The organism is Halopseudomonas sp. (genome assembly GCF_047631575.1).
In the GTDB taxonomy this organism is placed as follows: domain Bacteria; phylum Pseudomonadota; class Gammaproteobacteria; order Pseudomonadales; family Pseudomonadaceae; genus Halopseudomonas.
In genome coordinates this window covers 253,610-267,065 of record NZ_JBLIAB010000001.1, presented here as the reverse complement: position 1 = coordinate 267,065, position 13,456 = coordinate 253,610, and the positions used below count along the sequence as shown (strand labels likewise).

Annotated in this window: 9 protein-coding genes; 1 reads left to right on the top strand and 8 read right to left on the bottom strand. The window is 55.9% G+C overall.

Features of this window, described 5'->3' with window-relative positions; genetic code table 11:
* Positions 1 to 11: 11 nt before the first annotated feature.
* On the top strand, positions 12 to 2,252 hold the full coding sequence (locus ACJAXR_RS01345) for a YgiQ family radical SAM protein (RefSeq protein ID WP_415056951.1): 2,241 nt from the start codon (positions 12 to 14) through the stop codon (positions 2,250 to 2,252).
* 13 nt (positions 2,253 to 2,265) lie between these two features.
* Here the strand turns inward: ACJAXR_RS01345 and ACJAXR_RS01340 are convergent, their stop codons facing one another.
* From ACJAXR_RS01340 to accC, 8 genes are all read right to left on the bottom strand, one after another.
* Positions 2,266 to 5,004, bottom strand: a complete 2,739-nt coding sequence (locus tag ACJAXR_RS01340; RefSeq protein WP_415056454.1) for a response regulator — start codon at positions 5,002 to 5,004, stop codon at positions 2,266 to 2,268.
* A gap of 164 nt (positions 5,005 to 5,168) precedes the next feature.
* Positions 5,169 to 6,458: a phosphoribosylamine--glycine ligase gene (gene purD / locus ACJAXR_RS01335; protein ID WP_415056453.1), complete on the bottom strand. Its 1,290-nt coding sequence runs from the start codon at positions 6,456 to 6,458 to the stop codon at positions 5,169 to 5,171.
* A 36-nt stretch (positions 6,459 to 6,494) separates the two neighbouring features.
* The gene (gene purH / locus ACJAXR_RS01330) at positions 6,495 to 8,102 is read right to left on the bottom strand and encodes a bifunctional phosphoribosylaminoimidazolecarboxamide formyltransferase/IMP cyclohydrolase (protein ID WP_415056452.1); all 1,608 of its coding nucleotides are present in this window, start codon (positions 8,100 to 8,102) and stop codon (positions 6,495 to 6,497) included.
* A 91-nt stretch (positions 8,103 to 8,193) separates the two neighbouring features.
* Positions 8,194 to 8,523, bottom strand: coding sequence for a DNA-binding transcriptional regulator Fis (gene fis, locus ACJAXR_RS01325; protein ID WP_415056451.1), 330 nt, complete (start codon positions 8,521 to 8,523; stop codon positions 8,194 to 8,196).
* On the bottom strand, positions 8,520 to 9,518 hold the full coding sequence (dusB, locus tag ACJAXR_RS01320) for a tRNA dihydrouridine synthase DusB (protein WP_415056450.1): 999 nt from the start codon (positions 9,516 to 9,518) through the stop codon (positions 8,520 to 8,522). Before dusB ends, fis begins: the two co-directional genes overlap by 4 nt.
* Before the next feature lie 162 nt (positions 9,519 to 9,680).
* The gene (locus ACJAXR_RS01315) at positions 9,681 to 11,069 is read right to left on the bottom strand and encodes a zinc-ribbon and DUF3426 domain-containing protein (RefSeq protein ID WP_415056449.1); all 1,389 of its coding nucleotides are present in this window, start codon (positions 11,067 to 11,069) and stop codon (positions 9,681 to 9,683) included.
* A gap of 64 nt (positions 11,070 to 11,133) precedes the next feature.
* On the bottom strand, positions 11,134 to 12,021 hold the full coding sequence (gene prmA / locus ACJAXR_RS01310) for a 50S ribosomal protein L11 methyltransferase (RefSeq protein ID WP_415056448.1): 888 nt from the start codon (positions 12,019 to 12,021) through the stop codon (positions 11,134 to 11,136).
* Between the two features lie 84 nt (positions 12,022 to 12,105).
* A complete protein-coding gene (accC, locus tag ACJAXR_RS01305) occupies positions 12,106 to 13,446 on the bottom strand; it encodes an acetyl-CoA carboxylase biotin carboxylase subunit (RefSeq protein WP_415056447.1) in 1,341 nt (446 codons plus the stop codon).
* Positions 13,447 to 13,456 lie beyond the last annotated feature (10 nt).

Genomic DNA, 13,456 nt, shown 5'->3' with positions numbered 1-13,456 from the left:
TGTCCGCCAGCATGCCGGCCGCCAGGCCACTTTTCGATTATCCAAAGTACTGGGCCGAGTGCTTCGGCGCGGCGCCCTTCCTGCCTATGAGCCGAGCCGAGATGGATCTGCTGGGCTGGGATAGCTGTGACATCATCGTAGTCACAGGTGACGCCTATGTTGATCATCCGTCCTTCGGTATGGCGATTATTGGCCGGCTGCTCGAAGCTCAAGGCTTTCGTGTAGGTATCATCAGTCAACCTGACTGGCAGAGCAAGGAAGCCTTCAAGCAGCTGGGCAAGCCGAATCTATTTTTTGGTGTTGCTGCTGGCAACATGGATTCGATGATCAATCGCTATACGGCTGATCGCAAGATTCGCTCGGATGACGCATATACGCCTGGAGGCAAGGCTGGTAGCCGACCAGATCGTGCTAGCCTGGTCTACAGTCAGCGCTGCCGTGAAGCTTACAAGGACATCCCGATTGTGCTGGGCGGGATAGAGGCATCGCTGCGGCGGATTGCGCACTATGATTACTGGCAGGACAAGGTGCGTCACTCTCTGCTGCTTGACGCGAAAGCGGATATTCTGTTGTATGGCAACGCCGAACGAGCTGTCGTCGAGATTGCTCAGCGGCTGAGCCGCGGTGAAGAAATTCAGGCTATCACGGATATTCGCGGCACTGCCTTTATGCGACGCGACACACCACTGGGTTGGTTTGAACTCGATTCCACACGCATAGACCGCCCCGGTAAAGTCGACAAAATCATCAATCCCTACGTGAACACCCAGGATACTAGTGCCTGCGCGGTGGAGCAGGCCAAGGGCCCGACGCCAGAGGATGTACTGGAAGCCGCGCAGCAAGGTGTGCAGGTTCTTCAGTTATTGCCGCATCCGCGTCTTGAGCGGGACAAGACCGTCATTCGCCTGCCTTCCTATGAGAAGGTCAAGAGCGACTCTGTCCTCTACGCCCACGCAAATAGGGTACTCCATCTGGAAACCAACCCGGGTAACGCCCGCGCGCTGGTGCAGCGTCATGGGGAAAAGGATGTGTGGTTCAATCCGCCGCCAATACCCTTGACCACGGAAGAGATGGACTACGTGTTTGGTTTGCCTTATGCCCGCGTCCCGCATCCGGCTTACGGGGATGCGAAGATTCCTGCCTACGAGATGATCCGCTTTTCAGTGAACATCATGCGCGGTTGCTTCGGCGGCTGTACTTTTTGCTCCATCACTGAGCACGAGGGGCGGATTATTCAGAATCGCTCCCATGAATCGATTATCCGCGAAATCGAAGAGATTCGTGACAAGGTTCCTGGGTTTACAGGAATAATTTCTGATCTGGGCGGGCCAACCGCCAACATGTATCGCATAGCCTGTAAAAGTCCTGAAATTGAAGCGGCCTGCAGGAAGCCTTCTTGTGTCTATCCGGGTATTTGTGAAAATTTGAATACCGATCACTCGTCACTGATCGGCTTGTACCGCAAGGCTCGTGAATTGCCGGGTGTGAAAAAAGTGCTGATCGCCTCCGGGTTGCGCTACGACCTGGCAGTCGAGTCGCCAGAGTACGTCAAGGAACTGGTAACGCATCACGTTGGCGGTTATCTGAAGATTGCACCTGAGCATACGGAGCAGGGTCCGCTTAGCCGGATGATGAAGCCTGGAATCGGTACTTACGACACCTTTAAGCGGCTGTTCGAAAAATACACCAAGGAAGCAGGTAAAAAGCAGTACCTGATCCCATACTTTATCGCTGCGCATCCGGGTACTTCGGATGAAGACATGATGAACCTGGCGCTGTGGCTCAAGACTAATGACTTTCGCGCAGATCAGGTGCAGGCCTTCTATCCGTCTCCCATGGCGACCGCGACGGCAATGTATCATTCGGGCAAGAATCCATTGCGCAAGGTCACCTACAAGAGCGACGGCGTTGCAAGCGTCAAGGGCGAGCGTCAGCGTCGGCTACATAAGGCGTTTCTGCGTTACCACGATTCTAAGAACTGGCCATTACTGCGTGAAGCTTTGAAAGAGATGGGTCGCGCGGACTTGATTGGTAATAGCAAGCAGCACTTAATTCCGACCTTTCAGCCGGCTGTTGAAGGTTATTCCAGTGCCAGACGCAAGAACTCCACGCCCCAGGGTGCCAAAGCCAAGCCTGGCGTATTACTGACTCAGCATTCTGGGTTGCCGCCCCGCGATAGCGGAGCCAGGAAAAAGCCGGCGGAAAAGAAGGTCGGGCGCCCAGCCTCACGAAGCTCCTCGCGCCAGTCCTGATCGATAGGATTGATCAGGACTCTTTGTCTTGTTTGCGCTCTACCCAGTAGTCGATCTGCTCGCGCAATTGGGACAGGTCGACAGGTTTGGCAATATGCGCGTTCATACCTGCCCGGCGCGAACGCTCTCGATGCTCCGGTAGAATGTGAGCAGTTAGTGCGATAATGGGGAGAGCTGGGCGTCCTTGGTTCTTTTCCCATTCGCGTATTTGTTGCGTTGCACTGAACCCATCCAGTTCTGGCATTTCGCAGTCCATCAGAACTAGATCATATTGACCGCTTTTGACCGCTTTGACTGCCTGGTGTCCGTTTTGTACCGCGGTTGCCTGAAGACCCAGCTTGCTCAACATTCCCTTGATGACTTTTGTAGATATAGCGTTATCTTCGGCGACCAGCACCTTGAATGCGCCGATGAGTGGCCCAGCGGTGTCCACAGGATCGTCTTCAGACATATTTGCGAGGATGCCAAGATGCTGCTGCCACTCGTCAGCCATTGTCGTACGCAGTGTGTATCCAGCCACGGGTTTGTTGAGTATGCGGCGCACACCTGCGGCGCGGGCAATCACCCGGTTTGGAGCTTGGCTAACACCAGTGAGCATGATAATCAGTAATCTATCGCGTAGCGTGGAGTCGTCCTTGATCCGACTCGCCAGTTCCAAACCGCTCATACCGGGCATAGCATGGTCGATCAGTAGAATCTCGAAGGGGTTGCCCAGGTGCGCCCGGGTTCTTAACAGAGCAAGCGCTTCCTTGCCGCTAGCGACCGTCTCGGCGTGCATACCCCAAGCACTGCACTGGTTTTGCAGTACCTTGCGGCAGGTCGCATTGTCATCGACGATAAGCGTACGTCGCTCCGCTAGGCAACGGCCTTCAGCATCAAGCCCGGAGTTGGAACCAGGATGCTCAACAGCAAGTGCAAACCAGATCGAGTTGCCTTGCTCCGACGCGTACTTGATCCCTATTTTGCCACCCATCATACGTACCAGCTGACTGGCTACAATCAGTCCCAAGTGTCCTCCATGATCCACCTGTGCCAGCAGGCGAGAGGTATCTAGGGTGCTGCGCAGCAGTGATTCGCGTGCTTGGTCAGGAATTGCGCTACCAGTATCCTGTACGGCAAATTGCAGCAGGGTGGCGCTGCCGATATGCTCCAGCCCGACGACCAGCATAATCTCGCCTTGGGCAGTAAAGCGCATGGAACTGTTAAGCAGGTTGGTCAATATCTGACGAAGTCGGGTTGGATCGCTCTCAATGGTACGCGGGACATCCGGGTGGAGATAGCTGATGAGCTCGACTGTATTGTTGCCAGCACGGCTGCGCACTGTCTCCATACAGTCATTGATCAAGGCATGCAGATCAAACTGGACTGACTCCAGGGTCATGTCACCGGACTCGAGTCGGGACATATCCAGTATTTCGTTTATCAGGTTCAGCAAGTCGCTACCCGAGCCGTGAATCGTTTGCACGTAATCGCGCTGTTTTGCTGACAATGCGGTGTCGAGCAAGAGTTCGGACATGCCCAGTACGCCATTCATGGGCGTACGAATTTCATGACTTATGCGAGCGAGAAACTCTGCTTTGGTTCGGCGTTCGGCCTGGCTTGCTGCACTGTTTCGCTTGCGATCGAAACGCTGGGTAATGCGGCGCTGCAAGCGTTTGTGCAGGCCCCAAGCAAAGCCGACAAGGGCAAGCCAGAGCAAAAAGATGACGGCGCTGTCACCCATTGCGTGAGCGGTGGGGCGGATCTCGACGATAAGGCTGCCTAGCATGAAGACAATAGAAGCTAGGAATGATCTCTCGAATGGCTGATGACGCAACCAGAGAAACAGCATGACTACGGCTGTCAGCATGGGTAAGCCGAGGCGCAGTGTGGTATTGGTCAGGCTAAGTCTGTCAGGGTCAAGTATGGCGATGATGATGAGCAGCCCCATCATGCAGGCAGCCAAGACAATACTCTGGGATAAGCCGCTTCGAATATGCACGCTGCCCCGGGGCAGCAGACTCAGAAGCACGAGGGCCATGAGAGGATAGGTTGTGAGTTGCAGGAGAATGGAGCTACGACCACGCAATACAGGAAATTCGCTAACAATCCAGCTGATGCCACTGAGTGCGCTTGCGCACAACGTGAGTCCGGCCAGTGCAATCAGCAGATGGAATGGGTCGCGGCTGACGACGCCGTGCAGGAGTCCATGTAGCACCAAAGCCAGTATCAGGCCGACCAAGATGCCCCGCAAGGCCTGACTGGTACTGAGCATCATTGCTGCTTCCTGTACGGTAGCAACGTTTATCGAGCTAACCAGAGGACGTTCGCTCAGTAAGCGAAGGTAGGCAAAATATTGACCGCTTGTACCTGTATCCAGTGTGAACGCGTAGCCCGTGTGGGGAATCACCCCTTTGGGATCGGATACACCAGCACCTGCACGATACTCAGCTACAAGGTTCGCGTCGCGCAGCAGATAAAGTTCTGCGCGGTAAATCAATGGATTTTCAAGGAATAATTGCCGGACTGTGCCGCCCTGCAACGAGATCTGTATCCACATGGCTCCGTCGCCGGGGATCCGCAGCGGTCCCGTAGCACTTGGGGTGAAGCGATGGACATACAGGCTGGAAGTGACGTCCTCAAGTGAGAGCTCGCCTTGGGTGTCGAGGAAGGTGCTGTAGGCAGGGGCATTGCTTTCGGACGCAGAAACCCAGCTTGCCATGGCCATGGCCAGACTTGCGAGGATGGCAAGGAACCAACTCGTCTGCTTCAAAATGGTTACGTCCTGTCCATGGGCGATCGGAAGGCAGTTGATATCTGCGACATTAAAGTATAACCCAAGCCCAGGCACGCCGGTATGGGCGGGTCAGCCCTGCGCATGTCCAGCTGTGCCAAGGGCCGCCGACAGTAGCGATACGCCACCATCGATCATGATTTTCACTCTTCGCGGGGCTCTCGTACTATGGCGCGATAGCCGATATCCGTGCGGTAGAAGCTGCCTTCCCAGTTTGCCTGGCGAGCCAGCGCATATGCATTTTTCTGCGCCTGCTGCACGCTATCGCCCAGCGCAGTCGCGCACAGTACCCTGCCGCCGCTGGTCAAGACCTGTCCATCAACGAGCGAAGTGCCGGCATGAAATATTTTAGCTTCTGCATTTCCTAACGGCTCAAGACCATGAATCACAGCTCCCTTGGCATAGTCTCCCGGGTAGCCACCCGCAGCAAGCACTACGCCGAGGCTGGGCCGTGAATCCCACGCAGCTTGTACTTCGTCCAGTCGACCGGCCAGAGCCGCTTCGGTCAGTTCAACCAGGCTGGATTGCAAGCGCAGCATGATCGGCTGTGTTTCAGGGTCGCCGAACCTGCAGTTGAACTCGATTACTCGAGGTGATCCTTCGGGGTCGATCATCAGGCCTGCGTACAGGAAACCGGTATAGACATTACCTTCGGCCGCCATGCCTCGAACGGTTGGCCAGATCACTTCGTCCATGACCCGTTGATGAACGTCAGCAGTGACCACGGGAGCCGGTGAGTAGGCGCCCATCCCACCGGTATTCGGACCAGTGTCGCCGTCGCCAACCCGTTTGTGATCCTGGCTGGTGGCCATCGGTAGTACATGTTCGCCATCTACCATCACAATAAAGCTAGCTTCTTCGCCTTGCAGAAACTCCTCAATGACAACCCGTGAACCCGCCTCGCCAAAGGCGTTGCCTGAAAGCATATCCCGTACGGCGTCCTCTGCTTCGGCAAGCGTCATTGCGACGATGACCCCTTTGCCTGCAGCCAGACCATCGGCCTTGACCACGATCGGAGCACCTTTGCGACGCAGATATTCCAGCGCGGCGGTGACCTCGGTGAAGGTTTCATAATCCGCCGTGGGAATCTGGTGACGCGCCAGAAAATCCTTGGTGAAAGCTTTGGACCCTTCCAGCTGAGCAGCGCCGGCGCTGGGACCGAAGCACTTGAGGCCCCGCTCACGGAATAGATCGACTATCCCGGCGACCAGCGGTGCTTCTGGTCCGACAATAGTGAGTTCAACATTATGCTCTGCGAAATGGGCAAGTCGATCCAGTTCCAGAACATCGAGGTTGACGTTCTCGCATTTTGCTTCGGTGGCCGTACCGGCATTGCCAGGCGCGACGAATACCCGGTCTATTCTTGAGTCCTGGGCTACCTTCCAGGCCAAGGCATGTTCGCGTCCGCCACTACCGATAATAAGTACATTCATGGGAGTTCTCTCGTCAAATGTGGGTAGTGGTTGGCTTCAATGCCGGAAGTGCCGCATGCCAGTGAAGACCATCGCCATGCCGGCTTCGTCTGCGGCGGCGATCACCTCAGCATCTCGCATTGATCCGCCGGGCTGGATCACTGCGCTGATCCCATTTGCTGCTGCATTGTCGATGCCGTCCCGGAATGGAAAAAACGCATCCGACGCCATGACTGCACCCTTAACTTGCAGTCCCGCGTGCTCAGCCTTGATTGCAGCTATGCGGGCGGAATTGACCCGGCTCATCTGGCCGGCACCGATGCCTACTGTCTGGCGCTGGCTGGCATAGACAATGGCGTTGGACTTGACGTATTTGGCAACTTTCCAGGCAAAAATCAGATCGTTTATTTCCTGCTCGGTCGGCGCACGCTGCGTCACCACTTTCAGCTCGTCGGAGCTGATCATGCCGATGTCGCGGCTTTGGACCAGCAGGCCGCCATTGACGCGCTTGAAGTCCCAGTCAGCCACAGACCCGGTAGTCCAGTTGCCACATTCCAGCAAGCGCACATTGGCTTTGGCACTGACGATATCCCGCGCCTCGGCGCTGATGCGCGGCGCAATTATGACCTCAACGAACTGCCGCTCGACGATCGCTTTGGCGGTTTCTGCATCTAGCTCGCGGTTAAAAGCGATGATGCCACCGAAGGCGGATTCCGAGTCAGTGGCATAGGCAAGTTCGTAGGCCTGGCGGATACCACCCTCGGCGTCAGGTACGACGGCGACGCCGCAGGGGTTGGCATGTTTGACGATAACGCAGGCTGGCTTGCTGAAACTCTTGACGCACTCCAGTGCGGCGTCGGTGTCGGCGACGTTGTTGTACGACAGGGCCTTGCCCTGCAACTGCACTGCAGTGGCAATGCAGGCATCCGCCGGTGCTGCTTCGCGATAGAAGGCGGCGGCCTGATGGGGATTTTCACCGTAGCGCATGTCCTGGGCCTTAATAAACTGGCTGTTGAATGTGCGGGGAAAACTGGTGCGGTTGTCAGTGCTCAAGGTGTCGCGCCGCTGATCAATGGTGCCCAGATAATTGGCAATCATGCCGTCATAGGCAGCGGTATGCTCAAAAGCCTTCAGCGCCAGATCAAAGCGCTGGGCATAGGTCAGGCCGCCTGCTTGCAGCGCCTCGATGACCTTGGCGTAATCGGATGTGTTGACAACAATAGTAACATCCTTGTGATTTTTTGCCGCTGAGCGGACCATTGTTGGGCCACCGATATCGATGTTCTCGATCGCATCGGGGAGGGTGCATCCGGGCTTGGCAACGGTGGCCGCGAAGGGATACAGGTTGACCACAACCATGTCGATCGGCTGGATGCCATGTTTCTCCATAACGTCGCCATCAATGGCCCGACGGCCGAGGATGCCGCCATGGATCTTTGGGTGCAGTGTTTTGACCCGGCCGTCCATCATCTCCGGAAAGCCGGTGTAGTCAGCCACCTCGACGGCAGCCAGACCCTCATCACGCAGGAGTTTGAAGGTGCCGCCAGTGGACAGAATTTCGATGCCCCGGACGCTCAGTTCGCGGGCAAAATCGACGATTCCGGTCTTGTCGGAAACGCTGATAAGCGCGCGACGAATTGGCAGGCGGATGGTGTGGTCGGTCATGGGGCTTCCAGTCATGGTCAATTGAGAAACAGCGACGCCCGATAAACAGCAGTGCAGGCCGGGATGTCGCCTCGAGCAGCAGCCGGTTGCTTTATAGAAGCCCGTACTGCTTGAGTTTTTTGCGCAAGGTGCCGCGATTAAGGCCCAGTATCTCGGAGGCCCGAGTCTGATTACCTTTCACGTGTTGCATCACACTTTCGAGCAGAGGCGCTTCCACTTCGCAAAGTACCATGTCGTATACATCAGTGACGTCCTGGCCATCGAGATGTTCGAAATAATTCTTCAGCGCCTGTTCAACGCTGTTGCGCAAGGTTCGGCTGCTCTGACTGAGCTTATCCGGGGGTTCGATAAAGGCACTTTCTTGAGGGGTGTCGCTCACGGTTTCCAGTCCATTTATCGCTAATGCATTCACTAGGCTCATGCCGCAAGGTCTCCTTCCAGCAAGCGGGTAAAAAAAGTTCGGATATTCTGGCGCTGTTGCGCCGGACATTCTATTCGGTTGAAAGTACGACGAAAATCATCAGCACCGGGCAAGGTCTGTAAATACCATCCCACGTGCTTGCGCGCTATGCGCACGCCCTGATGTTCGCCGTAAAAATGGTGCAGCGCATCCAGATGCGTGAGCAGCGTTTCCTGCTGCCACTCCAGTGGTGGCGGTGCCAGCACTTCGCCATGTTGAAGATAATGGTCTATCTCGCGAAATATCCAGGGTCGACCCTGTGCTGCGCGACCGATCATTACTGCATCTGCTCCCGTGTAATCGAGAACTGTCCGGGCTTTCTGGGGCGTATTGATATCACCATTGGCGAAAATTGGAATGCCTGCCTGCTGCTTGATGGCGGCGATGGTGTCGTATTCGGCGTGGCCGGTATACAGCTGGTTGCGTGTACGCCCATGCACGGCAAGAGCCTGAATGCCTGATTCTTCGGCGATGCGGGCTATCTTCAATCCGTTGCGTGATTCTGCACACCAGCCAGTGCGGATTTTTAGCGTGACTGGCAGCGTCACTGCGCTGACGACGGCCTCCAGAATCTCAGCGACCAGCATCTCGTCGCGCATCAGGGCCGAACCGGCAGCCTTGTTACACACCTTCTTTGCTGGACAACCCATATTAATGTCAATGATCTGGGCCCCAAGTTGCTCATTCATACGGGCTGCTTCAGCCATCATCTGGGGGTCGCCGCCGGCAATCTGGACCGAGCGTGGTTCGCCTTCCCCTCGGTGGTCGAGACGGTTGCGTGATTTGCGGCTGTTCCACAGACGAATATCACTGGTTACCATCTCGGATACAACCAGACCCGCCCCCAGGGTCCTGCATAATTGCCGGAAGGGAAGATCGGTGACGCCCGCCATCGGCGCGAGTATCACTTGGTTGGCCAGTCGGTAAGGCCCGATTTGGATCAAAGCTGTATCCATCCCTGTACTGTCGGCTCATTGATGGTGTGCCTGGGACCTGCCCTGGAGGCTGACTTGTCGCGGCACTGTTCATTTTGCGCGAAAAGGGCACTAATGATACCCGCTCCAGATGACCATATAAAGACTGGATTGGATGAATTTTGAACAGATGTACTCTTGGCGTCAGGGGCTGAGAAAATCCAACTGGTACCCTGCTGCCTCCGGCCCGGGGTCCAGCATGTCGAGGGCTACATGCACAGGTGTCTGTGGTGGCATCAAAGTAGCACCCGCCAGCTCACCACCTAAATACTCATCAGGCCGGAAATGCTTGTTGAGTAATTCCCGTCCACGGGTGTCATTGAAGGTCATGCGTAAGACCGGAAAGGGCTGGGCAAACTCGGCGCGGTTATACAAAATAACGTCAATGGCCAGGGCGTTGGGATATTCCTGGTGGGCTCTTACCATCAAGTTACTGCTGCGTATCAGCTCGATATTGACCCTGGGTGGTAACGCACACCCTGTCAGCAAACACAGATTCTCCAGATAGGGTCGGCTATTCTCGTTATGGGCCAGGGTGCTGAAATTATAATACAGCGCCTGTGCCGGCAGTCCCAACAACGCGATGACGCTTAGTAGTATCCACAGTGGCCCATAACGGCTGCGTCGAATTCGGGGTTGTCTGTACAAAACAACTGGCTCGGCTATCAGGTCAGGAAGCTCCACCCGCTCACCGATCTGGGGTTCCGGACGTTCAGGTGCATCAATGTTTGCCTTGCGCGGGCGCTCCTCCGCGGTGAAAGGGGTGACCCACGGCGCACCGGGGGGACGACCCTGCAGAAAGATGTTGTTGTCCCTAGCGGAGTGAGCGGTATGGGCATCCGTGTCCTTTGACTGGTTTTGTTCCTGGGACTCTATGATTTTGAAATCGCGTGCGATGGGTGAAGTCAGGAAATCTTCGTGAAGGTCCAGGTCGTCAACCACGTTCTCACTGCTCTCGCTTTCGATTGGGTGAGTATCTGGCGCTTGGTGTGCTTTTTCCGGCTGGGGCTCAGTGGGTGCATTATCAAGCAGCCCCCACGGATCGCTGCCTGCTCCGTCATCGGTTTGACTGAGCTGATTATCCGGGTCTTGCGCTTCGAAATCAGGCCATTCTGCCGCTCCGGTGCTATCCCGCGATTCAGACGCTAAAGTTGAACTGGGTGTGGTATTAACCTGCGTCGGTGGGTCAGGGAGTACGTCGTTCAAACGAACGGTCGGATTGATTTCTTCAAGAATTGACTCATCCAGTCCGAGCGCTTCGAGATCTAGGTTATCGAGTTCCAGATCGTCGTGAATCCACAAGGTACTCTGGCTATCTGCTAATGCATATGCAGGTTGCGTAAGCGGCGGTATCGTCGGTTGAGTAGGCTGTGCGTCGCTAGGTTCCGCGGCGGAGTTCACCGTCAGGGTGGCATTGAATACTTTCAGGCAGGCGCCACAACGGACGTTGCCAGCTGCTGCCTGCAGATGCTCCTGCGACAGACGGAAACGCGTCTGGCAGAAAGGGCATTGTGCTACCAGCAATTCGCTCATGGGTAACCGGTAATCCTGTGCCGTCATGAAAGCCGCAAAGGGCTATATTGTGCCGTGAAGCGGATCAGGCCGCCAAGCATCGTCTTCCACTGATTCGAATCCAACCATCGCGCTCGATCACTGGATCGAGCAGAAAATCCTCGCTGTAGGCAGCCAATACCTCATCGGCCTGTTCTGCCAGTATGCCTGAAAGCGCAATCAGGCCGCCGGGTTTCACCAGGGCAGTTAATTGCGGTGCCAGCTTGACCAAAGGGCCGGCCAGTATATTGGCGACCAACACATCAGCCGGCTGTTGCGGCATATCCTCAGGCAGATAAAGGGCAAAACGTGTGTCCGCGACCTGGTTGCGTTGGGCGTTATCGCGGGAGGCTTCGAGCGCTTGAGTATCGATATCAGTGCCGACGACTTGCTGGGCGCCAAGCAGTAATGCAGCGATCGCCAGAATGCCCGAGCCACAACCGAAGTCGATCAATTGCTGCCCCTGTAATGCTTGACCATCTAACCATTCCAGACACAGAGCCGTGGTGGGATGCGTTCCAGTACCAAATGCCAGCCCGGGATCAAGCAGCAGATTGACTGCATCGGGTTCGGGAGCGATATGCCAGCTCGGAACAATCCACAATCGTTGGCCAAAGCGCATTGGCTGAAAGTGCTCCATCCAGCTGCGCTCCCAATCCTGATCGGCAATCTCTTCGATTTCGTGCTTCGGCAATTCCCCCGGCCATTGATATTTTAGTGAGGCGAGCAGCTCGGTTTGGTTTGTATCGGCTTCAAACAATGCAAGCAGATGGGTATGTGACCAGAGTGGAGTGGTGCCCAGGTCGGGTTCAAAAATCGGCTGGTCTTCGGCATCCATGAAGGTAACTGATACCGCTCCGAGCGCTAGTAGTGTGTCTTCCAGCGGGTCGGCTTGCTCGGGAGTGATGGCAAGGCGCAGTTGTAGCCAGGGCATGGGAATTCCTTCAGAAAGCGTCGGACGACAAAAAAGAAGGAGCGGCCTAGCCGCTCCCTTGATCAAAGTACCGGTGGCGTTGGGCTATTTGATTCCCAGTTTGTGCTCAAGGTAATGAATGTTCACGCCCCCTTTGCAGAAACCCTCATCGCGCACGAGTTCGCGGTGTAGTGGGGTATTGGTTTTTATGCCGTCCACCACCAGTTCATCCAGTGCATTGCGCATGCGTGCCAGAGCTTCATCGCGGGTGGCACCGTAAGTGATCAGCTTGCCAACCAGCGAATCATAGTTCGGTGGCACTTTGTAACCACTGTACAGATGCGAATCGACGCGTACCCCGTTGCCGCCCGGTGCATGGAAAAAGGTAACGGTGCCAGGGCTGGGCATGAAAGTTTTTGGGTCTTCTGCGTTAATCCGGCACTCGATGGCATGACCGCGTATGACTACATCGTCCTGAGTGATGCTCAGGGGCTGACCAGATGCGACTAGAATCTGCTCCTTGACGATATCGATTCCGGTGACCATCTCGGAAACTGGGTGCTCGACCTGTACCCGGGTGTTCATTTCAATGAAGAAGAATTCGCCATTCTCGTAGAGAAATTCGAAGGTGCCAGCCCCGCGATATCCCATTTCGATACAGGCTTTGACGCAGCGAGCCTGAACCATGGCACGGGCTTTCTCGTCGATGCCTGGCGCAGGCGCTTCCTCAATAATTTTTTGGTGACGACGCTGCAGTGAGCAGTCGCGATCGCCAAGGTGAACCGCATGACCTTGGCCATCGGAGAGTATCTGAACTTCAACGTGTCGCGGATTGGTTAGAAACTTTTCCAGGTAGACGACCGGGTTGCCGAACGCAGCGCCGGCTTCCGTGCGGGTCAGGGCGATTGACTTGATCAGCTCGGACTCTTCATGCACAACGCGCATGCCTCGTCCGCCGCCGCCACCTGAGGCCTTGATAATCACCGGATAACCGACGCGTCGGCCGATGGTCAGGCACTCGGTTTCGTCTTCGGGCAGAGGGCCGTCGGAGCCGGGCACTGTGGGTACACCAGCCGCAACCATCGCGGCAATAGCCGAGACCTTGTCGCCCATTAGTCGAATTACATCGGCGCTGGGCCCAATGAAGGTGAAGCCGGACCGTTCAATTTGTTCGGCAAAGTCGGCGTTCTCTGCCAGAAATCCATAGCCGGGATGGATTCCATCCGCGCCTGTCACTTCGGCCGCGCTGATAATCGCCGGTATGTTCAGGTAGGATTCCGTGGCGTTGGCTGGACCAATACAGACGGTCTCGTCGGCCAGCGCCAGGTGCATGAGTTCACGGTCTGCAGTGGAGTGCACGGCGACGGTCTTCAACCCCAGTTCCTTGCAGGCGCGAATGACACGCAGGGCAATTTCACCGCGGTTAGCTATAAGGACTTTTTGCATCGATGGCTCC